The sequence below is a fragment of the Candidatus Paceibacterota bacterium genome, assembly GCA_035452965.1.
Lineage (GTDB): Bacteria > Verrucomicrobiota > Verrucomicrobiia > Limisphaerales > UBA8199 > UBA8199.
In genome coordinates, this window is the sequence record DAOTCE010000019.1 from 1 (window position 1) to 27,000 (window position 27,000).

Annotated in this window: 24 protein-coding genes; 7 read left to right on the plus strand and 17 right to left on the minus strand. The window is 63.7% G+C overall.

The features are described 5' to 3' along the window. Positions 1-216: 216 nt before the first annotated feature. From P5205_14315 to P5205_14335, 5 genes are all read right to left on the minus strand, one after another. Positions 217-1,488: an MFS transporter gene (locus tag P5205_14315; protein HSA11537.1), complete on the minus strand. Its 1,272-nt coding sequence runs from the start codon at positions 1,486-1,488 to the stop codon at positions 217-219. 147 nt (positions 1,489-1,635) lie between these two features. Beyond that, positions 1,636-3,141: a glycerol-3-phosphate dehydrogenase/oxidase gene (locus P5205_14320; GenBank protein ID HSA11538.1), complete on the minus strand. Its 1,506-nt coding sequence runs from the start codon at positions 3,139-3,141 to the stop codon at positions 1,636-1,638. Then, positions 3,141-3,974 (minus strand): HAD-IIA family hydrolase, encoded by an 834-nt coding sequence (locus P5205_14325; protein ID HSA11539.1) that lies wholly within the window; start codon positions 3,972-3,974, stop codon positions 3,141-3,143. Before P5205_14325 ends, P5205_14320 begins: the two co-directional genes overlap by 1 nt. Before the next feature lie 614 nt (positions 3,975-4,588). Then, entirely contained in the window at positions 4,589-5,179 is a 591-nt protein-coding gene (locus P5205_14330; protein ID HSA11540.1) for a CPBP family intramembrane metalloprotease, read from the minus strand. 75 nt (positions 5,180-5,254) lie between these two features. After that, on the minus strand, positions 5,255-5,983 hold the full coding sequence (locus P5205_14335; protein ID HSA11541.1) for a hypothetical protein: 729 nt from the start codon (positions 5,981-5,983) through the stop codon (positions 5,255-5,257). Positions 5,984-6,429: 446 nt separating this feature from the next. On the opposite strand from P5205_14335, the gene P5205_14340 reads away from it, so the two are divergent. Then, entirely contained in the window at positions 6,430-6,639 is a 210-nt protein-coding gene (locus P5205_14340; protein ID HSA11542.1) for a hypothetical protein, read from the plus strand. Positions 6,640-6,748: 109 nt separating this feature from the next. Here P5205_14340 and trxA read toward each other — a convergent pair whose 3' ends face one another. Together trxA and P5205_14350 are read right to left on the minus strand one after the other, a co-directional pair. Beyond that, positions 6,749-7,186: a thioredoxin gene (gene trxA / locus P5205_14345; GenBank protein HSA11543.1), complete on the minus strand. Its 438-nt coding sequence runs from the start codon at positions 7,184-7,186 to the stop codon at positions 6,749-6,751. 182 nt (positions 7,187-7,368) lie between these two features. Continuing rightward, on the minus strand, positions 7,369-8,577 hold the full coding sequence (locus P5205_14350; protein ID HSA11544.1) for a sialidase family protein: 1,209 nt from the start codon (positions 8,575-8,577) through the stop codon (positions 7,369-7,371). Positions 8,578-8,688: 111 nt separating this feature from the next. Here P5205_14350 and P5205_14355 point away from each other — a divergent pair, with 111 nt between their 5' ends. After that, the gene (locus tag P5205_14355) at positions 8,689-9,864 is read left to right on the plus strand and encodes a C39 family peptidase (protein HSA11545.1); all 1,176 of its coding nucleotides are present in this window, start codon (positions 8,689-8,691) and stop codon (positions 9,862-9,864) included. 74 nt (positions 9,865-9,938) lie between these two features. Here P5205_14355 and P5205_14360 read toward each other — a convergent pair whose 3' ends face one another. Both P5205_14360 and P5205_14365 read right to left on the minus strand, forming a co-directional pair. After that, complete coding sequence (locus P5205_14360; protein ID HSA11546.1) at positions 9,939-11,792, minus strand: hypothetical protein; 1,854 nt, start codon at positions 11,790-11,792, stop codon at positions 9,939-9,941. A 117-nt stretch (positions 11,793-11,909) separates the two neighbouring features. After that, positions 11,910-13,259 carry a sodium:alanine symporter family protein gene (locus P5205_14365; GenBank protein ID HSA11547.1) on the minus strand — a complete coding sequence of 450 codons (1,350 nt, stop codon included), beginning with the start codon at positions 13,257-13,259 and terminating at the stop codon, positions 11,910-11,912. A gap of 188 nt (positions 13,260-13,447) precedes the next feature. Here P5205_14365 and P5205_14370 point away from each other — a divergent pair, with 188 nt between their 5' ends. The 5 genes from P5205_14370 (at position 13,448) to P5205_14390 (ending at position 18,596) form a co-directional block, all read left to right on the plus strand. Beyond that, the gene (locus P5205_14370) at positions 13,448-14,185 is read left to right on the plus strand and encodes a sulfite exporter TauE/SafE family protein (protein ID HSA11548.1); all 738 of its coding nucleotides are present in this window, start codon (positions 13,448-13,450) and stop codon (positions 14,183-14,185) included. Positions 14,186-14,406: 221 nt separating this feature from the next. Continuing rightward, on the plus strand, positions 14,407-15,495 hold the full coding sequence (locus P5205_14375; protein ID HSA11549.1) for an SPFH domain-containing protein: 1,089 nt from the start codon (positions 14,407-14,409) through the stop codon (positions 15,493-15,495). A 10-nt stretch (positions 15,496-15,505) separates the two neighbouring features. Further along, positions 15,506-16,609 (plus strand): zinc ribbon domain-containing protein, encoded by a 1,104-nt coding sequence (locus P5205_14380; GenBank protein HSA11550.1) that lies wholly within the window; start codon positions 15,506-15,508, stop codon positions 16,607-16,609. Between the two features lie 422 nt (positions 16,610-17,031). After that, entirely contained in the window at positions 17,032-18,135 is a 1,104-nt protein-coding gene (locus P5205_14385; GenBank protein ID HSA11551.1) for an alpha/beta hydrolase family protein, read from the plus strand. Positions 18,136-18,176: 41 nt separating this feature from the next. Further along, on the plus strand, positions 18,177-18,596 hold the full coding sequence (locus P5205_14390) for an Rrf2 family transcriptional regulator (protein HSA11552.1): 420 nt from the start codon (positions 18,177-18,179) through the stop codon (positions 18,594-18,596). Between the two features lie 32 nt (positions 18,597-18,628). Here the strand turns inward: P5205_14390 and P5205_14395 are convergent, their stop codons facing one another. From P5205_14395 to P5205_14430, 8 genes are all read right to left on the minus strand, one after another. Continuing rightward, on the minus strand, positions 18,629-18,904 hold the full coding sequence (locus P5205_14395; GenBank protein HSA11553.1) for a hypothetical protein: 276 nt from the start codon (positions 18,902-18,904) through the stop codon (positions 18,629-18,631). A gap of 311 nt (positions 18,905-19,215) precedes the next feature. Then, entirely contained in the window at positions 19,216-20,322 is a 1,107-nt protein-coding gene (gene dprA, locus P5205_14400; protein ID HSA11554.1) for a DNA-processing protein DprA, read from the minus strand. A 90-nt stretch (positions 20,323-20,412) separates the two neighbouring features. Next, positions 20,413-20,931 carry a DUF1648 domain-containing protein gene (locus P5205_14405; protein HSA11555.1) on the minus strand — a complete coding sequence of 173 codons (519 nt, stop codon included), beginning with the start codon at positions 20,929-20,931 and terminating at the stop codon, positions 20,413-20,415. Positions 20,932-20,981: 50 nt separating this feature from the next. Next, a complete protein-coding gene (locus P5205_14410) occupies positions 20,982-21,659 on the minus strand; it encodes a response regulator transcription factor (protein HSA11556.1) in 678 nt (225 codons plus the stop codon). Then, entirely contained in the window at positions 21,656-22,054 is a 399-nt protein-coding gene (locus P5205_14415; protein HSA11557.1) for a response regulator, read from the minus strand. The genes P5205_14410 and P5205_14415 overlap by 4 nt, the downstream gene beginning before the upstream one ends. Before the next feature lie 13 nt (positions 22,055-22,067). Then, positions 22,068-24,041, minus strand: a complete 1,974-nt coding sequence (locus P5205_14420) for a HAMP domain-containing sensor histidine kinase (protein HSA11558.1) — start codon at positions 24,039-24,041, stop codon at positions 22,068-22,070. Positions 24,042-24,164: 123 nt separating this feature from the next. Further along, on the minus strand, positions 24,165-25,646 hold the full coding sequence (locus P5205_14425) for a tetratricopeptide repeat protein (protein ID HSA11559.1): 1,482 nt from the start codon (positions 25,644-25,646) through the stop codon (positions 24,165-24,167). A gap of 250 nt (positions 25,647-25,896) precedes the next feature. Beyond that, positions 25,897-26,994, minus strand: a complete 1,098-nt coding sequence (locus P5205_14430; protein ID HSA11560.1) for an SGNH/GDSL hydrolase family protein — start codon at positions 26,992-26,994, stop codon at positions 25,897-25,899. Between the last annotated feature and the right edge of the window lie 6 nt (positions 26,995-27,000).

Consider the following 27,000-nt stretch of genomic DNA (forward strand, 5'->3'; position numbering starts at 1 on the left):
AAGCACTTTTTCACCTATTTATGCATTTTTCTTCACGAGGCTAAGGATTGAGGGAATTGTCGTTCAGTTTTGGCGCAAGCAACGGGAATTCCCCCGCGATACCGCCTGGTTGCCGGTGCGAATGCGGCTATACCCCGGTGTGTATCCCATGGGGGTCGGGCCCCATGGGATACACACCGGGGTCCAACCGTTGTCGGACCGGGTCCGCGCCCCGTCTCAACTGCCGTAACCGTGCGCCTTGGCCCGCCAGCCGAGCGCGCAGGCGAGCGTGCCGATGCCGGCGACGATGAGCATGCCGATGAACCCGGCATCCCAGCCATAGGTCTGCACGAGCTTGCCCAGGCCCCAGCCGGAAAGGGTGGTGCTGGCGTAACCGAAGAAACCGGTCAGCCCCACGGCGCTGGCGGCGGCTCGCTTGGTCGCAAGGTTGGCCGCGGCAATGCTGATGAGGCATTGCGGGCCGTAGATGAAAAAGCCGGAGGCGCACAGCAGCAGGGTGTTGAGGAACATGGACTGGCCGGCCACTTTCCAGAACAGCAGCACCGAGACGCCGGCCATCGCCATGTAAAACACGCAGGAACGGAAGCCGCGTCCGCCGAACAGCCGGTCGGTCAGCCAGCCGCCGATCAGCGCCCCCGTCATTCCCGAAATCTCATACCCCGCCACCATCCACCCGGCGTGGGTCAGTTGAAGACCCTTCGCTTGCGTCAGCAGCGTGGGGCCCCAGTCCAGCATGGCGTAGCGGATGGTGTAGACAAAGAAGTTCGCCACCGCCAGCAGCCAGATGTAGGGATTGCTGAAAACGTATTTGACGGCGACGGCTTTCCAGTCGCCTTTGTCCCCCGCGTCGGTCTTGACCTGAGTGCCTTGAACTTCCGGGAGGCCGACGGATTGCGGCGTGTCGGGCAACGCAAACCAAAGGAACGCCGCGCACAGGAAGGCCAGCCCGGCCGGCACAAAAAAGCAGAGCCGCCAGTTGCCGAAGTAACTGAGCAGGTAGCTGCACAGCACCACCACCATCCCCGCGCCGATGTTGGTCGAGGCATTCCAGATGGACATCTTGGTCGCCAGCTCCTGGGGCGGGACCCAGTGGGTGAAGGCCCGCGCGCACGGCGGAAAGCCCATGCCCTGGAACCAGCCGTTGATCATCCAAAAGAACCCCAGCGCGGCCACCGCCGAGCTAAAGCCGAAGCACACGTTCACGATTGCCGACAAGACCAGGCCCGTGGCCATGAAGGTGCGCACGTTGGAGCGGTCGCCGAAGAAGCCGTTGGCAAACTTGGACACCCCATACAGCACGCCGTGCAGCGTCAGAAACAGCCCGAGGTCGGCCTTGGTCACGCCGAGCGTCTGCTCCATCACCGGCATGGCGATGCTGAGGTTCTTCCGAACGAAATAGAAGGTCGCGTAGCCGATGATGGTGGCGACGATCATGCGCCGCTCCCAATAACGGTGTTTGGCCTTGATCTGCGCCGGGTCGGTCAGCATCACCGCCGCGGGCGGGGCCGGCTCGAAAATCCGCAGCAGCCAGGGGAACCGTTTGCGCCCGGCGGGCTGCGGGCCGGGAGCTTCCGTTGGGAGCGTCGGCGCTGACATTTCGGCGGAGCCTGCCTTAACGGCTTCGGGAGGGGAAGCCTACTTTTGCTGGCCCGTCATCCGGGCATACCGCTCCAGCTCGGCCTTTCGGGTTTCGCCGGACCAGCCCAGCAACTCGCCCATCCACTCGGCGACCTCCCGCGCCTTGCCGGCGGCATCGCGGTAGAACCAGTGCCAGCTTGTCCGCCGCACCATCACGTCGTCCAGGTGCACCGCCCATTCGCGGTTCACGTAGTGCTCGACCGGCGCGCGGCTGAATGGCGGCGGCGCAATGGCGCTCACGCCGGCCGTCTCGCTCGGTGGCAGCAACGGCTCCTGCGCCGTCCGGCATGCCCCCACCGCCCCGTTCGACCCTTTCAACTGCTTCAACTTCCTGACAATCTGATCCACCGTCTGCTCGCCCATGTGCCGGTAGGTAGTGAGCTTGCCTCCGGCCACATCCCACCAGCCCGGCTCCGGATTATGAATCTCGTGCGCGCGCGACACGTCCGACGGCCCGCCGTTCGGGTTGGCCACCAGCGGACGCAGCCCGGCCCACGCGCTGATCACATCCTTCTCCGTCAGCTTCGCCTTCGGGAAGAACTGGTTGGTCACTTGCAGCACATACCCGATGTCCGCGGCGTCGGCCCACACATCCTCCAGCGACCCCTGGTAATCGGTGTCGGTCGTGCCGATGATGGTCCGCTCGCCCCACGGAATCACAAAGAGAATGCGCTTGCCTTCGGTCATCACCACCGTCTCGCTCACCGGCGCCCGCGCGTGGTCCACGACCAGGTGAATGCCCTTGGTGGCGCGCAGTTTCACGCGGCTGTGCGGCAAACCGTCCGCCCACGGCCCGGTGGCGTTCACCACGGCATAAGCGCGTGCCTTGAAAGTCCTCCCGGCCAGGACATCCTCAACCTCGCACTCCCAAAGCCCGGACCGCGTCGCGTTGTGGTAGCGGCAGTAATTGAGCAACGTCGCCCCCTTCGCCGCCGCCGAGCGCAGCGTGTCAATTGTCAGGCGCGCGTCGTTGGTAAACCCGTCGAAATAGCGCACCGCGCCCGTGAGGCCGTCAGGCGTCAGGCCCGGCACCATCTGCAGCACCTCGCGCTGGTTGTGCCACGTGGACTTGCCCAGGTTGCGCCCGCCGCACAGCAAGTCATAAATCTTCACCCCGATCTTCAACTGCCACAGCACCCAGTCCTTGTTGCCGCGATAGGTGGGAAAGATGAACGGCAGCGGGTCCGCCAGGTGCGGCGCGATGTGATGAATCACCTTCTTCTCGACGCTCGCCTCGTGCACCAGGCCCACCCGCCCCTGCGCCAAATAGCGCAGCCCGCCGTGCAGCAACCGGCTCGAGCGGCTGCTCGTCCCAAATGCAAAGTCGTGCCGCTCCACCAGCGCCACCCGCAGCCCGCGCATCGCCGCGTCCCGGGCCACCCCGGAGCCGACAATGCCGCCGCCGATCACCAAAACATCAAACGCGTCTTCCTCCAAAGCCCGCACCGCGGCCTGCCGCTGCGCGCCCGGGCCCGCCTTCTCTTTGCTTGTATTCGTGTTCATCAATTCAATCCTTTCGCTTGCCGCGCCGCTTTCAACCGCTCGCCCAGCTCCGCCAGCCCGGACAAAACCAGGTCCGGCGGCGGCGAGCACTTGGCGGCCGCCGCCGCCGTCGTCTCACCCGTCAACACCAGCACCCCCAACGCCCCGGCCTTCCGGGCCATCGCCATATCCGTGTACAAACGGTCCCCCACCATCGCCAGCTCCGCCGCCGCCAGCGCGTGCCGATGCAGGATCCCGCGCAACATGCACGGGTCCGGCTTGCCCAGCACCACATCCGGCCCCCGCCCCGCCGCCTGTTCCAACGCCGCGCACACCGCCCCGCAATCCACCAGCACCGTCGGCTGGTCCGTCGGGCAAATCCGATCCGGATGCGTGGCCACAAACGGCTTGCCCCGGCTGATCCAGTACGCCGTGCGGCACAAACGGGCGTAAGTCAGCTCCGTGTCGAAGCCCGCCACCACCGCGTCCGGCTCATCCTGCGCGCTGTCCGCCGTCAACGCAAACCCGGCGGCCGCCATCTCCTCCCGCATGCTCGCGGTGCCCAGAATGAACAGCCGCCGCGCCGCCGGCATCCGCTCCCGCAGATACTCGATCGTCGCCTGCGTGGAGGTGTAGAGCTGATCCGCGCCCGCCGAAATGCCGATCTGGCGCAGCCGGGCCAGGTAATCCTTGCTGCTCTTGGACGAGTTATTCGTCAGGAACGTGTGCCCAATGCCCAGCTCCCCCAGCAAGCCCAGGAATGGCCGGGTCGAATCAAAAAGCGTGCCGCCGCTGTAAATGGTCCCATCCATATCCAGCGCGACATGGCGAATACATTGCAAACGACTATTCATCAAACGACGGCCAGCAGCCGTAAATCTCACCACGCCCCGTGATCGAGCGTTAACGCACTAAGTATCAAACCGCGAACCCACTGTCAACCCTGCAACGTCCAAAGGTGAGAGACAGCATTCTTCCGGAGTGAGAGCATCCACGGAAGACAAGGGGTCCGGCATCCAGGTTGCCAGGCACCGAGACCGGCAACCTCTCATTAACACCCCGCTTGAGCGGGGTGTCACGGTGTGATGACGGTATCGCAACCGTTTCAACGGTTTGCCAGACACCGGGCCGGCTTGGAAACCGTTGAAACGGTTCTGTTCCTTTGGCGGTCCTGGCCACCCCGCTCAAGCGGGGTGTTAATGAGAGACGCTGGCAGAATTCCGTCGCACACCCAATCCCCAACCAAGTCCGCCCCAACTCCCCGCCCTGAGGCGCCAGGCGCCTTCCACGCGCCGACCGCCAGGCGATCGAGTCCATCTGACCCCGAAACCCGGCCCCCCCGCGCCAGGGATCCCCTCCGTATCCGCACCGTATCCACACCGTATCCACACCGTAGGTTCAATTCAGTAACCTATTGTGGTTGCTTCACTTGCGGCCACTTGCCGGGTGGCATCCCTCAACTGCCGGGTCAAGGCCCGGACAATGGGTTTCCGCGGTAAATCCGCAGAAAATACACCAGCGCGGCAAAATCATAAGCGGCATGCGTGATCATCGGGGTCAACAGGTTCCCAGTCCAACTCCACAGCAATCCCAAATACACTCCAATGCAAGTTGCCATGATGGCGTAAGTCCAGGTCAGCAAGTGGCAGGCGCCAAACAGCGCGGAAGCCAAAACCAAAGCCACCAGCATAGTGACCCGCTCCGACAGGCTTCCCTGAATGGCGCCCCGGAAGAACGCCTCCTCGGCGATGCCGGCGATCGCCGAAATCGTGAACAACTGCAGCATTGACCACTGCCCGAACAAAGGCCGGAGCAGAGAATCCAGCAGGTCGCGATGACGGGCGAAGGGCTGAAGATTTGACCTGAGCGACCAGAAGAAGAACAGCAGGGGAGGAATAGCCGCGATGATTCCAAGAACCGCTGATCGGACGTTCCACTGGATGTCCGAAAGAGCGGGCCGATGAAACAGCCCGCTCCACCCCGCCGCCAGGACCAACAACGCCAGTTCGCACAGACAGGCGGCAGTGAATGACAGGCTTCGGTTTGGGCCAGCCATCATTTCCTCCTGGGCGCGAGGTTGGTCCCTGGGCTGGCGACCTACAGGGAATCCGGACGTTGGAAGTTGATGTCGCCCTTAATCGAAACAGAACGGGCCGGGAACGCCAACCACAAGAAAGTCCGTGCGCAAGGAATCAACTTCATGTGCCGACGAAATCAAACCAGCGACAGGGTGTAAAGGATGGATGTCGCCCCTCCCCGGCATGCTCTGCGCCCTGAAATCCCTCAGGGAGGGCTCTTGCGGCCACTGGCTTTGCCATCCAGCAAGCAGGCGGAGGTCTTGCGGCGGCGTCGGTCCCGTCGGGGGCACCACCGGCGACGCCGGTCGCGCCGGCGCAGTGCGGCGGGTCAGGAAAGCCGAGCCCACAACGGTAATGCTGGCCCCGCCTCCTCCGGTCAGACTTAAAGCAGTAATGTTCATGCCGGCCGATTGCGGCGCGTATTGAAGCGTGATGACCTGGTTCTGTGAGTCTCGCAAGGCATACCGGCTGCCCTCGACAATTCTAAACGGAGCCGACACCTTGGCCTCACCGCTGAGAGTGCCCGCACCCGCGTTTTGCACCGTCAAAGAAAGCTGGATGATTCTACCCACGGGGACCGACGCAAAATCCAGCCGGCGGGGTGAAACCGCGATGGCCGGCCTCCCGGAACCTGTGCTCGTGGCCGTGACCGGAGCGACCTTGACGTGATCCGCCGCCGCCGTCCTCTCAGTGGCGGGAGCCGATTCCATCTGTGCACCCGCATTCCGGGCCACCAGCAACTGCAAGGTGGCCAGAATCGCGCACAGAACCGTCTTCATCGTCATGTGCCTTAGGTCTTCTGACATTTTGGCCGACAACCAATCCTATCCTAGATTCAGACGCAAAGACGGCAATTCCGCCCAATACGGAGGCGCGTCCAAAGAAGTACGGAGAGCACCCCGGCTTTCCTCCTGGCAGGCCATGAGCAGGGAGCACCAATCGGCCCGGGCGGAGCCGCCCCTTGTAGTCCTATGCCCTACAAAAGCGCAAGTGTTTCACCTGACAGACAGAGGCCAGCCAATCATGTAAATACTGTGCACATAGCGGCGAAGTAATGAAGTAGCCACCGGGACGAGACGGCGTGTCGCGAGTGCCCGTCCTCACGCGGTGAAATTCTCGGACACCGGCAGGGCAGTCCGTTGCCTCGCCCTTTGGTCCATGAAGAATCGCTACGAGATCACCAGGCAGTGTCCGCGAGATCGGGAACGAAGGGGATGCTGCTGAGAAACGAATGAAAGTGCTTTTGCGGAAGACAAACAACAGCCACTACTACGTCGGAAAAGACCACTGGACGGCTGACTCCAGGTGCGCGCGGGATTTTGGAGAGGTGGAAACGGCCATCCAACTGCATCGGGACGAACGGTTGACGGATGTGGAGGTGGTGCTGAGTTTTGATGACCCCCAGTGCGAGTTGGTATTGCCCATTCGGCCGGGTAGTTAGCGCAGCAACTGACCCCGCTTAGGGCCTGAGCCGAAGCAAGCCAGGCTGAGCCGGAAGCTGCGCGGAGAGGCGGGACCCCATTCGCTGACCAAATTGCCCTCGCAGGAATTCAGGGCTGCCGCTGCAACTTGATCGCTTCATCCAGCAGTTGAAACAGCGCCTCCTTGTTGATCAATCCCACACTCGTCTTCACAACCTTGCCATCCACAATCACCAGCAACGTTGGGATGGAGCGTATCTCATACTTCTCGGCGAGCTTCGGCTCCTGGTCAACATTGACCTTCCCAAAAACGACATCCGGCCGCTCAATCGATGCCGCGGCGAAGATGGGGTCCAGCTTCCGGCAAGGGCCGCACCAGGGCGCCCAGAAATCCAGGACAATGGGTTTGTTCGCTTCCTTGACGAGCTGATCAAAAGCAGCTGTCGTAACCACTACCCGGGCGTCGGGTGTCTCCGGCTTGGTGCATCCGGCCAACGCGACGAGCGATGCCAGAAGCACACAGAAAAGGACTTGCGGCAGGTAATGTCTAAGCGGTGTTTTCATCATTGGTCCTGTACTGGACGGTTGTTACTCCGTCATTGTTATCTTCAAAACTCTCAGAATGGCCGCGCCTCGACTTGCTCTCCCAAGTTGCCGCAGGTCCACATCACAGCGCAGCTTTGCCCACCAATCTAAGGCTTCAACGCGCCCGCCACAAGCCCTGTTCCCGGGCTTGTCCAGCCTCTGTTTCAGGGAGCTGCGACGCCCCGGAAGGCCCGGTGGCCGCCGGTCGCAAAATCCTGGCAGGTCACCAGCAGGGAACCGTCGCGCAGGGACAGAGCGCCAGGAACATAGCAGTGGTGCGTGCCCGCAAAGATCGTCTCCGCGGCGGGCGGCCAGGTCCGCCCTTCATCAGGGCTGATCACGCATTTTACATCCGCCTTGATATGCCGGGGGTGGGTGCCGGATCGGCTGGGAACAGGCCGGTCTTCGTCCGTTGCGAAGACGCAGAGCAGTTGTCCGCCCGGCAGGCGGGTGATCCACGGCGACACGGCCAGGTGGTTGGGTTTGCCGCTCTGAAACACAATGTTCCGCTCCCGGTGCTGCCAGCTCCAGTTGTGTCCGCCGTCATCACTGGTGACCTGGCGGATGCAGTTGGCGTGGGGCGGAGAGGTCTGAACACTTTCAAACGCGCAGAGCAACCGGCCGGAGGGCAACTCCACCACGCTCGGCATCCCGTCGCGGGATAAGTGCCGGCGACGGTGCGCGCGGGAAACCGTAACCGGGTTTACCCACCGCTGCCGGGCCGCATCCCAGGTTTTCATGGTCAGCCACTGGTGCCGGAAAAAGCCGGCTCGATGCGGCGTATCCTCGTCGTCGAAGTAGCATTGCAGTGTGCCGTCGCGTTTCAACAGCAGGTAGCTCGACCAAAGCCCGCGCAGGGTCTGGTGTTCCGCGGCCGGAGCCAGCACGGATTCGGCCACAACTGAATGCGGCTGCCAGGTCTGCCCCGCGTCACGGCTGATTGTTGTTCGGATGGAATAACGGCGCAGACCGGCCTCGTTGGTGCGAATCTGGTTATCCCGGTAGCTGAACAACACCGCGCCATCGGGCAACTGGATCAGGTGCCCGTCGCCCATATCCCGTCCAGGCCGGGCCTGTGCGATCACCGAAAGGTCCCGCCAGCGCCTTCCCCCATCGCTGCTGCGGGAGCAAACGACGGCGGTCTCGCCCGCGCGCCATTCCGTGCGGGTAGCCAGGATGTCTCCCGTGGCCAAGAGCAAGGCCCCCTTCGCCCCGCCGGCTTGCGCGGACAGTTCGGACCAGTGGATCCGCCAATGCGATTGCACTGGCCGCAAGCTGCTGCAAGCGAACAGCAGCCCGGCCAAAAGGACCAGGGGGGCCGCGCCCAGCAAGGGGACTTTTGAACGCAGAGTCTGGCGGACGTTCATCCTCATGCCCTATCTCAACTCGGTGCCGTGTTCCGGCGTCGCAGCGTGCGCATCGCCCGCCAACTAAACATTTTCAATCCCACCTGTCAGCTTGTAGATTCAAGCCAACACGTCGCCGTGAAAAGAAATTACATTACCTTGGTCCTCCTGGCCGCTGCCGGAGGGTTGTGCATGAGTTGGTGCGGTTGCCGCAGCAATCCCGCCGCCGGCGCTGAAGAGCCAACCGCTTCCGTCCGGCCCATTGACGCGCGATTAACAGTGGTCGCCAGCCAATTCAAGCGAGCCGGCGATGGAAGCTGGGTGACCGGCGAACTGACCCCGAAGTTTGCGTTTGATGAATTGATTTATTCATGGCACCTCCGCCTCGCGCCGCAAGAAGGATTCCGGCTTTACTTGCGGGTCAAGCCGGCGGAGGGCGACTCCTCGCCCTGGCTCTACGGCGGTTACTGGGGTACGGTTCGGCGTCTGGAGAAGCGCAAGGAGCCTGCCTTCGATTGGGGGAAGGTGGCCATGGACCAACTCCTCCTCCAACGCAAAGCCAAAGCCTTCCAATTCAAGATCGTGGACGAAGGCCCCTTGCCCTTGAAACAGCCTCCCTCCCTCTCGGTGCTGGTCACCGACAACTCCCCGACGCCGGCGCTCGCTCAGCGCCATGCGTCCAGGCAGGCCCGGTCCTCCGCGCCCAGCGTCATTCTGGACCTGCCTTTTCGACGCCAGGCCGACTCACAAGGCAACCCGATGCCCGATCGCTGCCAGTCCGCAGCCCTGGCGACCGCCATGGAATACTTCAACAAGCCCATCGGATTGGAGAATATAGTGCCCTTGGCTTACGACGAAGAGTATGACTATCCCGGCATCTGGCCGCGAACCATTGGCGCCGGCATTCAACATGGATTTAAAGGCTACATTGACCGTTTCCGGGACTGGGACTATGTCCGCAAGACTGTTGCCGAGAACAAGGTCATCCTTTGCTCGATTAACATGCCTCCCGGGGAATACAAAGCCCCTCCCTACCCCAAAATCGGCGGACACATCGTCGCGCTCAATGGTGTCACCGATGACGGGCGGGTGGTGGTGACCGACTCAGCCCTTTGGCGGGATGGCCGCGGCTACCGGCTGCAGTGGTTCAAACAGGACTTTGAGAAAGTCTGGATGAAGACCAAAGGCGGCGTCGGCATGGTGATCTGTCCGCCGGCCAAAGCCCCGATGAAGCTCGTCAGCGATCTCCCGCCGTTTCCCGCGGACCGCCTAAAGCCTGCCGCCTCAGCGAAGGCGATTGGGACAAATCCGTAATTGCTGCTCACTGGCGCTACGCCGTCATCAAGCTGCCGTTCCGGTTAGGCGAAAACCGACCCCCCGGCTCCACACTATCCCGCCTGCACCCTGGTTCGGCCTGAGAGGTCCAGGGTGATGGCGTCGAACTCGAAGCCGTGCAGGTTCCGGCGAGTGCTGGGCACGGGCTGCCCATTCACCGCGATGCTCCGCCCCTCCGGACCGGAGCGCAGCAGCAACAACGTCGCCTGGGATAGGGCGTGCGGCGCTCGCAACGTCACCATGCCCGCTGCCTCGAAGGCGGCCGTCACGCCTCGCCGCCGGCTTTCCCATTGATGAATCTGCTCATTGGTCCACCACTCCAGCCGCTGCGCCCGGCCGTATTCAACCAGGCGGGTCAGCGCTTCGGCCACACCGGGCTTGAGGATGTGCGCGGGATGAAACAGAAAATGCGCAACGCCGTGATGCCGCAATGCGGAATCAAGCAGTTGTGAGCCGTATTCGGGCGGGCAGGTCACCACGAGGTCCTGCGTCTGCAAATTGACCTCCAGCACGTTCAGCCGGCGTGGTGAAGCGGCTTCGTCATCGAGCGGGAAATAGGGTTGCGACCCGCCCAGCGGAAAGCCGATCGTGCCTTTCTTGCTCGGCCCGCGGGTTTGGTCCGAATGCATGCCGACCTCCTCGCACCAGCGCCAGAAATCAAGCCGGCCCTCCCACCGCGTGTAATGGTTCTTGTTCGAGCAGAGCTGGTCGAGCCCGGCCGTCTGGCGCAGCCAGCGGTGCTGGAGCAGGAAGTTCTCTTTCGACCAGGAGGTTTGCGGCCCGCCGGTAATGGCGTCGTAATGCAGGCCGATCTCGCAGCCGTACTGTTTCAACTCACGGTAGAATTCGGGCGGGTAGCCGCCGGGATAGAGCAGAAGCCAGGTGGATTGCACTTGGCACCGCCGCAGCACTTCCTGCAGCGCGGAGGCCTTCGCCGGGTCGTTCCCATCGGTGTCGTGTGAGATAAGTCCCACGCCTTCAAGCGCGCGCGGCCAGTAATAAAGCACGGGCAGCAGCAAACGCTGCAGCCGGGCGAGATGGAAGACGCCGCGCAGGATGAGTTCGCGCAGTTCGTCACTGATGGGTTCGAGGAAGATCTGCCCGCCGTCCGGCATGGCGGGCGCCCGGTCCCGCTGCCAGTCGAGCACGAGTCCATCTTCGGCCTTCAGCAGGCCTTCGTTGACCGGCGCCGAGCCGTCGGGCGCCGGCTTGCCATCCTGCAGCACGCTCATGCCTTGCTGGATATGCACTACGGAGAAGACCAAGTCGGGTCCCAGCAACAATGTCCGGCCGTTGCCATGGCGGTTTTCCAGAATGGCACTGCCATGCGCGGCGTGGGTGGCGGTCTCGGCTTCGGCCAGCACCACTGCCGAACCCGGCGTGAGAGTGTAGCCGCCAAACACATGCAAGGAGCTGCGCAACCCGCTCGTCACCGGATGATCGCCGGCGGTGACCTTCAGCCAGCCTTCCGCCAGCGGACGCTCGTTCTTGACGCCAAACACCGCCTCCAATCCCGACGTGCCACTCAGACCGAGCAGGGAACCGCCGCGGTTCACCCAGGTCGCGAGGGCGTGGCGCTGCCTGGTTGTGAGGGGCAAGTGGCCGGCCAATATCACAACGCACGGGGGTCGCCGCAGCAATTCCTCCAAGCGAGTCGGCGGCATGGACTCGAAGAACAACCCCGCTCTCCTCAGGATCTCCGCAATGCAGCACCAGGTGCTCGCCCGCGGGTTTGCGTCGGTAGCGACCGGCAGGGTGACAACGACGACGGGGGCGGCCCCCCGCGAAGCAAGTTCCGTAGTGGAGGCGGCTGTGGCCGGCGATCGCAACCCGTGGAGCACGAGGCCGCAACTGGCAGCAGCAGTCCGCTGGAGAAAGCGACGTCGGGGTAGCCGAATGGCGCTCATTCAGGTCGGATGCTAGTAATTGCCTGCGGCGATGAGCAATATGAAAGCGGCACAGAACAATCCGCTGCCGCTCTGCGGCGCGTCATGACCTCATGCCATGGGGCCGCGCGCCCGCGTTCATTTCGGCGGCCGGCTGAAGAACTCCCGTTGCAGCCGCAGCAGCAGCGGAACGGAGGCCAGCAGGCCGATCATATTGGGAATCGCCATCAAGCCGTTAAGCGTGTCGGCGATGTCCCATACCAGGTGCAGCGAGCCGGTCGCGCCCAGGTAAACAAACACCAGCCAGGCAAACCGATAGGGCAGAGCGGCCTTTGCCCCCAGCAAATAGACGATGCCTGTTTCCCCGTAATAACTCCAACCGATCACCGTCGAGTAGGCGAACAACACCAGCCCGCTGGTGACGACAATGGCTCCGAAATTCCCGGGCAGCCCGGTCTCAAATGCCTTCACCGACAACGCCGCTCCGGTCAGGCCGCCGCTCCAGGTATCCGTCAATAGAATTACCAGCGCGGTTGTCGTGCAAATCAGGATGGTGTCCACGAAGACCTCGAACACGCCATACATCCCCTGGCGCACGGGATGGTCCGTGTCCGCCGCGCAGTGGACCATCGGCGCGCTGCCCAGCCCGGCTTCGTTTGAGAACAGGCCCCGGGCGATGCCATAGCGCAGAGCCATCATCATTGTGCTGCCGGCGAAGCCGCCCACCGCCGCCGTGCCGGAAAACGCGCCTTCGAAGATCAGCCTGAAAACGTGTGGCAGTTTGTCGGCGCAGAGCGCCAACACTACTGCGGCCCCGGCCAGGTAGAATATCGCCATGATCGGCACCAGCCACTGGGTTACCCTGGCAATGGACTTGATGCCCCCCAGAATGACCAGCGCGGTCAGAACCACCAGCCCGAGGCCGGTCACCCAGGTCGGGACATTCAAAGTGGACTGGAGCGCGTCGGCGACTGAATTGGCCTGCACCATGTTACCGATGCCGAAAGCCGCCAGCGCCGTCAGCAACGCGAATGCGCCCCCCAGCCACGGCCAACCCAGCCCTTTCTTCAGCACATACATCGCCCCGCCCCGCATCGCGCCCGAGGCATCCGGCTCCCGGTAATGCAGTGCCACTACGATTTCCGCATACTTGGTGGCCATCCCAAACAGGCCGGACACCCATAGCCAGAACACCGCACCGGGGCCGCCGATGCTGATGGCCGTGGCCACGCCGGCAATGTTGCCGACCCCCACTGTTGAGGCCAGCGCCGTGGCCACCGCTTGAAACGGCCGGACGTCGCCTTGCCCGCCGCCGCGGCACGTGACCTTGCCCAGCACTTCGCGCAAGGTAAATCCCAGGCGGCGGAACTGCACCCCGCCCGTTAGAATGGTCAGCAGCAGGCCGGTGCCGACCAGCAGCACGATCATTGGCCAGCCCCAGACATAACCGTTGAGGGTCGAGTTCAGCCGCAGAAGCGTCTCGGTCATGATGTGGGCACGACTCTAAATCGGAGGGCCTCCAACTTCAAGCAGCGGCGTCGGCAACAAAAGTGAGTGCGGCGGCCCTTCTGTCCGGCCTGCTGGCGCTTTGGGTTTACGCGCCCGGCTTGGCTTGTTACCGTCCCGCCCATGAAACAGGCGATAGACCCAGGCGCGCCTTTGCTCAACCCCAATCCATGACGCCGGAGCAATTGCCTTACCTTGCCGTCGGCATGTTACTGGTGGCGTTCCTCTACTCGTCGGTGGGCCACGCCGGGGCCTCCGGCTATATCGCCGTCATGTCCCTGTTCAGCCTGGCTCCCGCCGTGATCAAGCCTACAGCCCTCCTGCTCAACATCCTGGTCGCCAGCATTGGCGCCTTTCAATTCTGGCGCGCGGGGCACTTCTCGTGGAGACTATTCTGGCCATTCGCCGTTCTTTCAATTCCGGCGGCCTTCCTGGGCGGCTACGTCAACCTTCCCACTCACGTATTCAAAGTGATTGTCGGTCTGGTGCTCTGGTTCTCGGCCGCGCGGTTTCTGCTGCGGCCCGGCCCCGACGAAGTGCTCCGCGAACCCTCCCGCCCGTCAGCCCTCTCCATCGGGGCGGGCCTGGGCTTGCTCTCCGGGTTGACGGGCACCGGCGGGGGCATCTTCCTGACGCCGCTGCTCCTGCTCATGCGCTGGGCCCGCACCAGGACCGCAGCCGCCGTATCCGCCTTGTTCATCCTGGTGAACTCGGCTTCCGGTCTCCTGGGCAACTTTGCCAGCACGCGCTACCTGCCGCCGCTTGCCTTGGTTCTTGCGGCAACCGTTATCATCGGCGGCACAGCCGGTTCCTACTTCGGCAGCCGGCGCTTTCCCCATTTCGTGATCAAACGCCTCCTGTCGGTCGTTCTCCTCATCGCCGGGGCCAAGTTGATTTTTACTCCCTAGCCCGAACGAGGGAGCATCGCCGCGAAGAGCCAGAGCGCCCGCGGGCGAGTTTGGGCGGAAGAAGTTTGTGGCGTTCTGCCGGGCGCGGGACATTGCACGCGCTGTGCGGGGCGTTCGGGGATGGGCGCGCGGGTGCGCCCGGTTACACACTTGCTTGAAATTTATACTTCCCCAGTGGGGGGGTCAGGGCCGATGATGCGAGGCAAACCGAAAGATAATTTATGGGTCTGATCAATTACTTAAAGACACAGTTCCTCGAGATCATACAGTGGGAAGACGATTCCCGTGATACCATCTCGTTCCGCTACCCGGATCAGGACAAGGAAATCAAGCGGGGCGCACAGCTCATTGTCCGCGAGTCCCAGGCCGCCCAGTTCGTGTATCTTGGGCAATACGGCGACACCTTCGGCCCGGGCAAACACACCCTGACGACCGACAATATTCCCATCCTCTCCACGCTCAAGGGGTGGAAGTACGGTCTCGAATCGCCCTTCAAGGCCGACGTCTATTTCATCAACACGCGCCTGTTCACCGGCAACAAGTGGGGCACGGCCAATCCCATCATGATGCGCGATCCGGACTTCGGCATCGTGCGGGTGCGGGCCTACGGCACGTTCGATTTCCATGTCGTGGACCCGCAGGTCTTTCTGCGGGAGGTCGCCGGCACGGACAATCATTTCCGCCTGGACGAGTTCGCCGACACGATGCGGTCGCGGATCGTCAGCGTGTTCAGCGACGCGCTGGCCTCCGCGAAAGTGCCGGTGCTGGACGCGGCGTCGCGCTTCCAGGAATTGGGCGAGGCGCTCCAGCCGCTGATCAACCCGGCGATGACGGCCAAGTACGGCATCGAGATCCCCAGCTTCATTGTGGAGAACATCTCGGTGCCGCCGGAAGTCGAGCAGGCAATTGACAAGCGTTCGAGCATGTCGGCGGTCGGCAATCTCAACGACTACGTGAAGTTCCAGTTGGCTGAGGGCCTGGCCAAGGGCGAAGGCGGCGGCCCCGCCGGCGCCGCGGCGCAGCTTGGCGCCGGCCTGGCCCTGGGACAGCAGATGGCCGCGGCCTTTGGCGCCGGGGCACAGCCCGGTGCTGTGCCGGGCGCGGTCCCTCCGCCAATTCAGGGTGCCGCTGCCGCCGCGCCGGCCGCCGGACTCCCGGAGTTGCTCAGCCCGGCTGACGCCGCCAGGATGCTCGGAGTCAGCGAGAACGATGTGCTGGCGACGCTGGCGGACGGCTCGCTCAAGGGCAAGAAGATCGGCACAACGTGGCGCATTACCCGCGCTGCCATAGACGAGTTTCTCAAGTCCTAGCTCCGCGGCCATGGCTGACGCAGTAGCCCGGAAGAAGTTCTCCTGCCCCGCCTGTGGGGGCGAGGCCCAGTGGAATCCGGCCAAGAGAAGCCTGGTCTGCCCGTTCTGCGGCACCGTTTCGCCGGCGCAAGTCGAGCTCACCGCTGCCGGTGAGGAGAAGATCGTCGAGCACGACCTCGTTGCGGCGCTGCGCAACATCCCGGACGAGCAGCGCGGGTGGCAGGCGGAGAAGACCTCCGTCAAATGCCAAAGTTGCCAGGCCATCTCCGTCTTTGACCCGGCGCGCGTCAGCCAGAGCTGTGATTTTTGCGGCTCCACGGCGCTGGTTCCTTATGAGGAGGTCAAGGCCGCTTTCCGCCCGGAGAGCCTGCTGCCGATGAAGGTAAGCGAAACCCAGGTGCGCGACTCCATCCGGCGCTGGTACGGCAACCGGTGGTTTGCCCCCAACCGGCTCAAACGCGCCGCTCTCACCGACATCGTCAAGGGTCTCTATATTCCATACTGGACCTTCGATGCCCAGGTGCATGCTGACTGGACTGCGGAGAGCGGTTACTTCTACTACGAGACCGAGACCTACCGGGACGCGAACGGCAAGACCCAGACGCGGCAGGTCCAGAGAGTCCGTTGGCAGCCAAGCAGCGGCTCGGTGGACCACTTCTTCGACGATGAACTGGTGCCGGCCTCGCGTGGCGTGCAACCGGAGATGCTGCGGCGCATCGAGCCGTTTCCCACCCAGGCGCTGGTGCCCTACAACGCCGGCTTCCTGTCTGGCTGGGTCGTCGAGCGCTACCAGATTGACCTCGTGGCCGCCGCCCAGGCCGCGCGCGGAAAGATGGACGCCCAGATGGTGAGCCTCTGCGGCAGCCAGGTGCCCGGCGACACGCATCGGAATTTGAATGTCGCCACGAACTATTCCGGCCAGACCTTCAAGCACATCCTGGCTCCCCTCTGGCTGCTCACCTACAACTACGGCGCTCGCAACTTCCAGGTCGTTATCAACGGCTACACCGGCGCCATCGCTGGCAAGTATCCCAAGAGTTGGGTTAAGATCTCCCTGGCGGTCCTGATGGCGACAATCGTGCTGGCGCTGGTTCTTTTCTTCGCCAACCGTTGACGCCTGCGGGGGGCCGGCCCACACTTCCTCCAACGCCAGCCCCTGGCGCGGAATCCAACCTGGCCACTATCGGTTGGAATCATCTCGCCGGGCAGGCAGGCCCAAGCCCCGCGCCGTAAGCCGGGTGTATCCAGCCGCCGCCCCTCCCCCCCACACCCAAGCCGGCTACGGCGATGGGACGGTGACAATCCGGCGGGACCCCGGTGTGGTTCCCATGGGGGTCGGGCCCCATGGGAACCACACCGGGATGCAACGGGTGTCACAGCGTTGTCACACCGGGGCTGCTGTTCGGCCCAGGATTAGTAGATTGCGGTGCCACGGATTGAGGCCTCGGCGCGCTCCCCCAAAATAGGGGTCGAAATCCCTTCCGCGTTGGCGCATTCTGCCTCGGCGCGGTGCTGTGTCTCGCGCCGGATGTCCTGATGGCCCAGACCAACCAAACCGATGCGGCCCGCTGGCTGGCGAAGTCCGAAGTCGCCCCGCGGTTCACCGTGCCCGCTTCCCGGACCGCCTGGGAGAAAAAGCGCCGCCAGGTGCGGGCTCGCCTTTGGGAATTGCTGGGCAAACTGCCGCCACGCCCAAAGCTGCCCAAGGTTGAAACGCTCTCCCGGAAGACCCGGGGCGACTGTGTGGTCGAGAAGTTACAGTTCGACAATGGCGCGGGGGCCACCGTGCCCGGATACCTGCTCCGGCCAAAGGGGCTTTCCAGAAGAGCGCCGGCCGTTCTCTATTGCCATTGGCACGGCGGCGAATACGACATTGGCAAAGAGGAGCTGTTTCAGGCCAGGCACACACCCGAGGCCCCGGGACCGACCCTGGTGAAGCGTGGCTTCGTCGTCCTGGCGATTGACGCCTATTGCTTCGGCGAGCGGAATGGGCGCGGGCCGGGCGGCACCGCCGAGACGGGCCGCGAAGGTGAAATGACGGCCAGCAAGTTCAATCTCTGGGTCGGGCGCACGCTCTGGGGCATGATGCTGCGCGATGACCTGATGGCGCTGGACTACCTTGCGTCACGCCCGGAAGTGGACGCGCGGCGGATGGGCGTGACCGGCATCAGCATGGGCGCGACGCGTTCGTGGTGGCTGATGGCGCTGGATGAGCGAATCCGGGCGGGCGTCGCCGTCGCTTGCCTCACCCGCTACCAGAACCTGATTGAGCGCGAGGCGCTCCAGGCGCACGGCATCTACTACTTCGTGCCACGGCTGCTAAATCACTTCGACACCGAGGCAGTCGTGGCGCTGATCGCGCCGCGCCCCGCCCTGTTCATGAACGGCGACCAGGATGACGGGTCGCCACCGGACGGCATTCACTCCATCGAAGCGGTGGCCCGTCCCGCTTATCGGCTGTACGGCAGAGAGAGCGATTTCCTCAGCGTAATCTACCCCGGTCAGGGGCATGTATACACTCCCGAGATGTGGTGCAGGACCCTTGACTGGCTGGACGCAAAGCTGAAGAGCGGCAAGCCACAGCCGTCAGCCACTGGGACGCGGCCTCGACCGGTGGGTCCCTCCGGTGCCCGCCGCTAATCCGGATTGCGGCTTGGCCGGGGGCCGCCTAAGTTCGAAGGGTGAGCTTGTCGGTAAAGAGTGATTACGCGACGCGCGCGGTCTTGAGTCTGGCGCGGCATTATCCCACCGGCAGAGTCGTGCGCATTGAGGATGTGGCGCGGGATCAAGGGGTGCCGCCGCCGTATCTCTCCGCGATTCTGGCGGAGTTGAAGGGTAAGGGGATTGTCCAAAGCGTGCGCGGCAAGGACGGCGGCTATTTGCTCAGTCGCCCCCCCGCGGAGATTACGATGGGCGATGTGCTGCGCGCGGTGGATGCCAAGATGTTTGACATTCCGGCGCTGCGGGCGCCGAAGTGTCCCCCTGAACTGCGGCGCGCCTGGAAGCAGATGATCAAGGCGGTCGAGGGCGCCGCCGACGGCATCACCTTCCAGCAACTGCTCGACGAGGGCGCCGAGAAGGACAGGATGTACTACATCTAAGCCCGGCCCGCCCCGGGCCCCGGTGTGCCGCGTCAAATCCCGCTGAAGACTCTGACGAGGCGGTTATTGACGTAAAGGCGGTTCTTGCAGCCCAACAGCGGCAGGCGCTCCTTCTCGATCCGGACGTTGGATTTTTCGTGGTCGCCGACCATGAACGCATGCACCTCCAGCACCGGCTCATTGATCAGCCGGACCGATTGCTTGATCGGCTTCTCGTTGACTTTGATGACCAGGCTGCCGAGGAGCTGGTTGAAATTGTATTCCAAACGGTGTTTCTCGGCGTCTCCTATTTCGATGGCAAACTTCACAGGCCACTCACTTTCGCAAACAACATTGACCTGCTCCACGCAGGTGTTGTGCCAAGGCAGGCAAATTCAGCCGTCTTTATCCCCTTCCGTGCGAATTGAGTATCCACCGCCGTTACTACCCAAAAACCGGGGCAAACAGGCACCGGCGCAGCCGGGCCGGGGGCGGGTGCCGGTTGCCGCCCAACTACCCCCCCTGACTGCCGACCGCCCAGGTTGTCTCACTTCGGAACAAGGCAGCCCTCAATTAAAGCAGGCGCGGCCAGCAAGCCCCAGCCGGGCTATCGGTATTCCGGAGCGGCTCCGGCAGGACCTCAACCGCTTCTCACGAACATCTTCCCCGGCAATTGCCGAATGAGCCGCTTCATCTCCAGGCTCAGCAGCGCTACCGACACCGCCGAACTGGGCAACCCGCTCTTGCGGATCACGTCGTCAATGCTGATCGCCTCGTTGCTTAGCGTGTCATGAACCTTCTGCTCGCTCTCGCTCAGCTCCAGCGCGGGCAGGACGCCGGTATCGCCGGGTGTGGGGGGGCGGTTGCTGGCCGGAAAGAGATATTCGAACTCGCTCAGAATATCCTCCGCGCCCTCGCAGAGCTTGGCGCCTTTCTTGATGAGGTCGTGGCAGCCCTTGCTGCGCGGCGAATCAATCCGCCCCGGGACGGCAAACACCTGCCGCCCATATTCCGTGGCGAAATTGGCCGTGATCAACGCGCCGCTGGTGAGGTTGGCCTCCACCACCACCGTGCCGAGCGTCATGCCGGCCACGATGCGGTTGCGGATGGGGAAGGATTGTTTGTCGGCGGGCCGGTTGAAAGGGAATTGAGTAATCACCGCTCCGCTGGCGGCGACCTGCTCGAACAGCTTAGCGTTCTCGGGTGGCGTAACCAAGTTGATGCCCGTGCCGAGCACCGCGATCGTCCGGCCTTTGCCGCTCAAGGCGCCCTGATGCGCCGCCGTGTCAATCCCGCGCGCACCCCCGCTGACCACAGTCACGCCGAGATACGCGAGCTGGTAGGCCAGCTTGCGGGCGGTCTCGATGCCGTAATGTGTAGTCATCCGCGAGCCGACCATGGCCACCGAGTTCTTGTCCTTGGCGCTCAACTCACCTTTGACGTAGAGCACAATGGGCGGGTCATAAATCTGCCGCAACAGCTCCGGATACTCCAAGTCGGCTTGCGTCACGATGCGGCAGCCGAACTCCGCGATGCGCTTCATCTCGGCAGCCAGGTCGGTGGTTTGCTCCCAGTTGGCGATGGCCGCGGCGGTGTCCTCGCCGATGCCGCGGACCTGGAGCAACTGCTGCCGGGAGGCGCGCAGAATGGCCGTGGCGTCGCCGAAATGTTCGATCAATTGCCGCACGCGGACTGGGCCGACGTGCTCGATCAGATTCAGCGCCACGAGGGCTTCGCGTTGCTCCATGCCGCACCGATAACCGTTTCATTCTCGCCCCGCAAGGCAAAACCATGCGCCACCTGTCGTTGGCGGCTACCATCCCCGGGATGATTGAATCTACTCTGGCACCTCGCGGGGGACGCGTTTGAAACGCCGGATCAGGGGCACCAGCCAGACGCCAATCCCAGCCAGCATAGTGCCGATCATGGCCCAGGTTGTGGCCGACGAAAGCTGCGGCTCCGCCAGCCGGTTGGCTTGGATGGTCGTCAAGTGCGTCCCGATGACAAAGCCGGCCATCAGCGGAGCGAGCCATAGCGAGTGACTGAAGAGATAGGCGAGCGTCTCCCTCCGCCTCTCCGGGGCGAGCCAGTAGCCGCGGTGTGGGATGTTGCATAACCAGTCCGGCAGGAACCGGGCCGCATAGCAGACGGCTGGCGCGAACAGCGGGAAGGCCAGGCCAAACACCAGCATGAACCGCACATACGACGCGCGGCTGCTCCAGCCGTCGGGCTGGCCGCCGGCATCAAAGTGCGTGGCCATGCGCTCCGGCAGTCCTGAAATCGAACTTGTCAGGTGGCCGACCAGCGCCAGGTAGAGTAGAGCAGCGATGACCAGGGGTATGCTTGCTTTCTTCATAGCATGAGTTGTCAGGGGCGCTTTCACATCTGCCCGTTGTCCATAGGCGTTTAACACTCAAACCGATACCCGATATCCCGGATCGTATGAATAAACTGCGGGCTGCGCGGGTCCGGCTCGATCTTGCTCCGCAGCGTCGTCACGCACCGGTCCACGCTCCGGTCGGTCACGATCACCTCGTTGCCCCAGACCGCCTCCAGAATGCTGTCCCGCGTCAGCGCCCTGCCCACCCGCTTCACAAAGAACTCCAGCAGCCGGAACTCCTTGGCCGTCAGCACGATCTCCTTCCCCTTCCGGAACAGCTTGTGCGCCGTCAAATCCAGCCGGCAATCGCCAAACTCGTGCACCGCCGCCTCCGGCCCCTGTCGCCGCAGAAACGCCTTCACCCGCGCGAGCAACTCCCGGATGCTGAATGGCTTGGTCACGTAATCGTCGGCCCCAAGCTCCAACCCTCGCACAATGTCGTCCTCCTGCCCCTTGGCCGTCAGCATCATGATCGGCATGTCCAGTTGCCGCGCCCGGGCCGCCTGGCAAATCTCGTAGCCGTTGACCTTGGGCAGCATCAGGTCCAGCAGCAACAGGTCCGGCGGCGCCGTCAGCAGCGCCTCCAAGCCCTTCTGGCCGTCCCGCGCCGCGCGCACCACGTAGCCCTGCGCCTCGAAGTTGTCCTTTAACCCGCGCAGCAACACCGGGTCGTCTTCAATGATCAAGATGGTCTTGGCGCTCATTGTGTGGGTTGTCGGCCTGGCGCAGGAGCCCCGCTTCGGCTCAAACGTTTTGCACGCGCGAGCAGGTCGCGGATGCCGAAGGGCTTGGTCAGATAATCGTCTGCGCCCACCGCAAGGCCGCGAAGGACATCGTCCACCCGGCATTTGGCCGACAGCATGATGATCGGGGTGCTCAGGCGGCGCGACCGGGCCAGGCGGCAGATTTCGTAGCCGTTAACCTTGGGCAGCATAACGTCAAGCAGCGCCAGATCCGGCGGGTCGCGGAACAGCGCCTCCAGACCCGTCTCGCCGTCGCGGGCGGTGCGTACTTGGTAGCCTTGCGCCTGAAAGTTGTCCTTCAGACCGCGCAGCAAGGCGGTATCATCTTCGACAATCAGTATCTTTATCGCGGTCATACAAGTCTCCTGTTTAACCGGCATTTGGTAGTGGTTTTTGTTCCGGATCGGGGCGGGCGGCCGCCCGGGGCAGGGAGATGATAAACGTGCTGCCGCGGCCGGGTTGGCTTTCGACGCGCACACTGCCGTGGTGGGCGGTGACAATGAACTTCACGATGCTCAAGCCCAGGCCGCAGCCGCCGCCGCTCCGGGACAGGCGCTGGTCCACCTGGAAGAAGCGCCTGAAGATGCGTCTGGTATCGCGCGGGGACAAGCCGATCCCGTTGTCCTTGACGGCGAAGAAAACGCTGCCGTTCGCCGCGCCGGCGCTCAAGGTAATTTGCTTTTCCTCCCCCGAATACTTGTAGGCATTATCCAGCAGGTTGACCAGGGCGGTGACCATCGCGTCGGGGTCTGCCATCACCTCCGGCAGCGCCGGCGGGACTTCGGTCTTGAACTCGCAGCCGGAGGCGTTAAAGCGCTCCCGCACCGCCGTCACCGCTCCTTCGACGATTACCGCCGCGGGCACTTCCTTGAAGCCGAAGGAATACTTATTGCGTTCCATGCGCGAGAAGGTGAGGAAGTTGTCAATCAGCCGGCTGAGCCGGAGGTTCTCTTGGGCGATGAGCTGGAGATACTCGCGGGCGGTCTGCTCGTGGAGCGGCTGCGAGTTCAACAACGTGTCCACCAACAGGCGCATGGAGGACAGCGGCGTTTTCAGCTCGTGCGTCACGTTCGCCACCAGATCGTTCCGGAGTTGCGTTAGCGCCATCTGCCGACGCACCAACCGCAGCGCCAGCGCTGCCAGCACGATCACCGCCGCCAATACCAGCACCCCGATCCACACATACGCCGTCACCCGCTGCTCCGCCGCCGTCTCAAACAGCCCTTCCCCCTCCGGCGACAACGCCAGCCGCCACCCCGATAAACTCGCCCCCGCCGGCACGCTCATGAGGAAGCGCTCGAACTCCTTGCCCGGTGGCACAAACGCCAGCTTCACATCCTCTGGCAACAATTGCGCCGACACCGCGCCCCGCATCCGCCCCACTACGCCTTCAGTCCGGTGCAGCGTTAGTACCCGTCCCCGACCGCACGCAAGCTGCCACACTCCCGGCAGCGCCGTCCCGCGCAACCCGGGCTCGGGGGAAATCTCCACGCCTGTCTCCACCCACCGCGCCGCCAGGTCTTCCGCCGCCAGCAACCGCTGCAGCGCCTCATCCGGCGACAGCCGCTGCAACTCGCGCATGAGGAAACGCCGCTGCGGCGCAGACATCCCCGCGTCGTCATAATCCAACACGCGCTGCCGCAACCGTTTCAGCGGCTCGCGCGCCCGTTCCGGCGTGGAGTCCTTCAGCAGTTCGACCGCCATCAGCTCCGCGTTCGGCGCCACCAGCCGGCCCTGTGCATCCGTCGCCGCCCGAAAGCGCTCCTCCGCCAGCGGCCCCGTCAGCACCGCCAACGCCTCCTCTCGCTTCCCGGCCTTGACCAGGCAGCGCGCCTGCGCCTGCAACCCGCGCGCCGCCAAACAGCTGTCGGTCGCTTGCGCCGCCAGCCGGGCGAACGCGGCTGCCGCCCCCGCCGGATCGCTTTGCTCCAGTTTCTCGGCCTCGGTCCAGTCGGCGCCTGCCGCATCCGGCTCCGGCGCCGGAGCGGGTCCCGGGTAACTTGCCTTCCCCTCGGCATCAACGCAGACAACCGCTTCCGCCAGTCCCGCGCGGACCGTCTTGGCGAACAACGCCGCCGGCGTTAACCGCTCCGCATCCGTTTCCAACTCCGCGATCGTCCGCGCCCAGTAGCCTTCCACCTCTTTCTGCGCCAGCCCCAGGTTGACCCGGTAGGCGTCCGCCAGCTTTTGCCGCGCCGCCAACCGCTCGTTGTGCGCGGCCTGGCTCATGAACCACAGCAGGCACACCGACGGCACCAGCACCGCCAGCAACAGCAGCAGCATCAGCCACGACCCGCTCGGTCGCCCGCCGCCCATCGCCAGCTTTGCCCTGATTGCCTTCACGTTATCACTGCTCTCACACTTAAACCGTAAGGAGGCAGGGCGCGCCGTCCCCAGCGCGCCCTCCCCATGTATCTCATGTAATCCATGTAACTCTTCTAACTCTCTTAACTCCCCGCCTGCAGCTCAGCCTCGCTTCTCTCTATACGAATCCACAACTGCCTCGAACGCAGGTTTGCACCCCTCAAAGTCCTTCTCCGGGACGATCAACGTCATTACTGCCGTGTTGGCCTTGCCGGGCACGAATACCGCATAGCCAACCTTCTTCTCTTTCTTGTCCATGAAGTCACCGACCACGCTCATCCCGGCCTGGCCCGCGACTGTTCGTTCCTGCCAGCTCTCCGGCCGGATCTTCAGCGCCTTCAACGTCTTGACCGCCTCGCCCGCGATCACTTCCTTCTCCGCCCACTCGCGCAACGACTGCCCCGCCTTCGGCCCATGAATCTCGCGGCTCCCCACGTTCACCGCGATCATCGCCACGGCATCCGGATCGAGCACCACCACGCGGGTTGTGTCCTTCTCGTCGTCCGTTTCCGCGGCATGGAACACCCACTCCGCCGGCGCCGTCAGCCCGAACCCCAGCTCCGCATCCTTGTAGGCCACCGGCTCCCCGGCCTTCCGCTGCGTCACCTGCGCCAGCTCCGCCACCACTCCGCCCGCTTCGAACTTCACCAGATAACGGTGCGCATCCGCCGAGTAGTAGAACGTCTGGTTCACCGGGGTGAGCTCGATCTTGTAGCAGTCGAACTCTCCCGCCGGCACCTTCACCTTCTCCTCGCCCGCCACCTTGACCCCCAACGGGATGATGTTCCCGCCTCCCAGCCCGCTGAAGATGCGCAGCGTCGTCTTATAGCCCGACCTCAACGGCAGCCGTCGAATCAACTGCGCCGCCTCCTCGTTGTCATACACCACCCCCGCCAGGTTCACCTTTTTGATTCCGTCCTTGCCTGCAATTCTCACCTCTGCCTGCCCGTCCGAATAGGCTACCTCGGTCTCCCCCATCAGATCCACCTTCCACCAGGCGCGCAGCGGCTTGAACGTCTCCGCCTCCGCCTCCACCCGGCTCGCCTGCTGCGTCGTCGCGAACAGCCGCGAGGACACCCGCCATAGCTTCTGCCCGTTGGTCTCCCCCGCATTGATCCGGTAAACCACCGTCCCGAGCTTGAAGCCGGTCGGGAACTTGATATCCAACTGCATCTCCTCCCCCTCCACCCACGGCGCCCGCAGCAACGGCGTCGCTCCGGTCAGGTATCGGCTGGCCAGCGCCACCAGGTCCCGCTGTTCCGGGTAGTCCCGCACCACCCGCTCGAACGCCGCCGTCGCCTCGGCGTAGTTCTTCTTCTTGTGGAAACACATCCCCAGCCGGTATTGCGCCTGCGCCGCCACCGCCTGCCCCGCTTTGCCCTCCGCCACCACCTGCTGATACAGCTTCATCGCCTCGTCAATGTCTCCCTTGGTCTGCTCCGAGTAGAGGCCCTGTTCGAGCAGCTCGGCGGGCGAAGGGGCAGCGGCGGCCAGCGCCGTTGGGAGCGGGTTTGCAAGCGAAAGCAGGAGGAGCGTCGCACCGGTCCTGCGTGCCAATTTGGTTACAAGATTTGTTGTTTTCATACGCCACAACCTAAAGCGTGATTGTTACCGGCGTATTACCAGCATATCCGTTGTTTGTCACCTTCAGCCTCTGAAGGCAGGGCCGCCAAATTCGCCGCAGCCCGCCTGTAACCAACTCGACTCGCGGGGAAGGTCGCCGGCTCCACCGCGGAATTGCTCCGGAGGGGATACGGGTCAATTACTGAGGGTAATGGCTGTTCGGACGGGGGGGATTCTGGGTTGCGCAAGGGGCGGCGGCCTTGCCGCTCCGTTATCGTGGCGGCGCCTCAGCCAGCACTTTCTCAATCTTCGGTGCCAGCCGTTGCGCCATTCTCTCGTTGCCCTCGTCGTTGGGATGCGTGAAGTCGGTGAACAGGTTCTTGTCCGCCTCGCCGAATAACTCCAGGCCCTCGACCACGAACATCAGCTTATCCCCAGCCTGACGGCGGTCCAGCGCGGCCTGGCGCATCACGGTCCGCAAATCTTCGGACCGCTTTTTATAGTCAGGCTGGCTCGCCTCTTTGTCCGAGTAGATTGGGGTGACGCAGAAGATGGGGGCTTGGGGGTGCGAGGCGCGTATGGTGTCGAGCATGCGACTGTACCGTTCGGGCGTGGGTGCGCCGTAGGATTTGCCCAGGTCGAACAGGTAGCAGCAGGCGTCCAGTTGGTTGACCAGCGCGACCACTTCCGCCTCGGCTTTGCCGGCGCCGCCGAAGCCAAGATTCACGAAATCCAGGTTCAGCCGGCGAGCCACCGCGGCCGGATAGGTCCGGGAGGGATGGGCAGCGCCAGTCCCTTGCAGGACAGAGGAGCCATAGCAAACCATGGGACGCTTCCCGGCGAAGGCCGGCGGCGTTCTGAACTTGGCATCGCCGTCCACCCCCACGGCGAAGACCCGAATTTCACGGTTGTGGGGCAGGTAGATCGTGATGTCTTTCCAGCCGTGATCCTTCTTCTCGAAGAAGACCAGGTCCACCCGCTGAGTCCCTGTCGCGCTGACGGAGCCGGCGTATTCGCCATTTACAAAGGCATCAAAGAACCATCGCTTCCCACCTTGCTGGAGGGTTTGGACCCTAATGCCGAGCCATGTGCTGTTGCAGGACAAGCGGATCCGCCCGCCGTCGGGAGCTACCGCCCGGTTCCAAACCGCCTTGGGCACTTGTTCTTTGGCGCTCCTGGGCAGGCGCCACAGATCCGGCGCATTCTCGGCCAGCCACGGCAGCCCGCGCATTTCGAGTTGGGGGTGAGGCAGGGCGAGCCATTTTACGGCCGCCGACTTTCCAGCCGCGGCCGGTGCTGCCGCCTTTACCCCGGCGGGCCAGAATAGGGCCGCCGCCAAGCCAACCTTAAGAACCGCAGCCTTGCGCATAATATT

What these genes read in the sequence shown, in the direction of transcription:
- P5205_14340 (HSA11542.1), top strand. Translation starts at nt 6,430, where the DNA reads ATGAAAGTGCTTTTGCGGAAGACAAACAACAGCCACTACTACGTCGGA.
- P5205_14430 (HSA11560.1), bottom strand. Translation starts at nt 26,994, where the DNA reads ATGCGCAAGGCTGCGGTTCTTAAGGTTGGCTTGGCGGCGGCCCTATTC.
- trxA (HSA11543.1), bottom strand. Translation starts at nt 7,186, where the DNA reads ATGATGAAAACACCGCTTAGACATTACCTGCCGCAAGTCCTTTTCTGT.
- P5205_14385 (HSA11551.1), top strand. Translation starts at nt 17,032, where the DNA reads ATGGCCCAGACCAACCAAACCGATGCGGCCCGCTGGCTGGCGAAGTCC.
- P5205_14330 (HSA11540.1), bottom strand. Translation starts at nt 5,179, where the DNA reads ATGATGGCTGGCCCAAACCGAAGCCTGTCATTCACTGCCGCCTGTCTG.
- P5205_14360 (HSA11546.1), bottom strand. Translation starts at nt 11,792, where the DNA reads ATGAGCGCCATTCGGCTACCCCGACGTCGCTTTCTCCAGCGGACTGCT.
- P5205_14375 (HSA11549.1), top strand. Translation starts at nt 14,407, where the DNA reads ATGGGTCTGATCAATTACTTAAAGACACAGTTCCTCGAGATCATACAG.
- dprA (HSA11554.1), bottom strand. Translation starts at nt 20,322, where the DNA reads ATGGAGCAACGCGAAGCCCTCGTGGCGCTGAATCTGATCGAGCACGTC.
- P5205_14410 (HSA11556.1), bottom strand. Translation starts at nt 21,659, where the DNA reads ATGAGCGCCAAGACCATCTTGATCATTGAAGACGACCCGGTGTTGCTG.
- P5205_14370 (HSA11548.1), top strand. Translation starts at nt 13,448, where the DNA reads ATGACGCCGGAGCAATTGCCTTACCTTGCCGTCGGCATGTTACTGGTG.
- P5205_14415 (HSA11557.1), bottom strand. Translation starts at nt 22,054, where the DNA reads ATGACCGCGATAAAGATACTGATTGTCGAAGATGATACCGCCTTGCTG.
- P5205_14405 (HSA11555.1), bottom strand. Translation starts at nt 20,931, where the DNA reads ATGAAGAAAGCAAGCATACCCCTGGTCATCGCTGCTCTACTCTACCTG.
- P5205_14425 (HSA11559.1), bottom strand. Translation starts at nt 25,646, where the DNA reads ATGAAAACAACAAATCTTGTAACCAAATTGGCACGCAGGACCGGTGCG.
- P5205_14365 (HSA11547.1), bottom strand. Translation starts at nt 13,259, where the DNA reads ATGACCGAGACGCTTCTGCGGCTGAACTCGACCCTCAACGGTTATGTC.
- P5205_14335 (HSA11541.1), bottom strand. Translation starts at nt 5,983, where the DNA reads ATGACGATGAAGACGGTTCTGTGCGCGATTCTGGCCACCTTGCAGTTG.
- P5205_14320 (HSA11538.1), bottom strand. Translation starts at nt 3,141, where the DNA reads ATGAACACGAATACAAGCAAAGAGAAGGCGGGCCCGGGCGCGCAGCGG.
- P5205_14380 (HSA11550.1), top strand. Translation starts at nt 15,506, where the DNA reads ATGGCTGACGCAGTAGCCCGGAAGAAGTTCTCCTGCCCCGCCTGTGGG.
- P5205_14325 (HSA11539.1), bottom strand. Translation starts at nt 3,974, where the DNA reads ATGAATAGTCGTTTGCAATGTATTCGCCATGTCGCGCTGGATATGGAT.
- P5205_14350 (HSA11544.1), bottom strand. Translation starts at nt 8,577, where the DNA reads ATGAGGATGAACGTCCGCCAGACTCTGCGTTCAAAAGTCCCCTTGCTG.
- P5205_14315 (HSA11537.1), bottom strand. Translation starts at nt 1,488, where the DNA reads ATGCTGACCGACCCGGCGCAGATCAAGGCCAAACACCGTTATTGGGAG.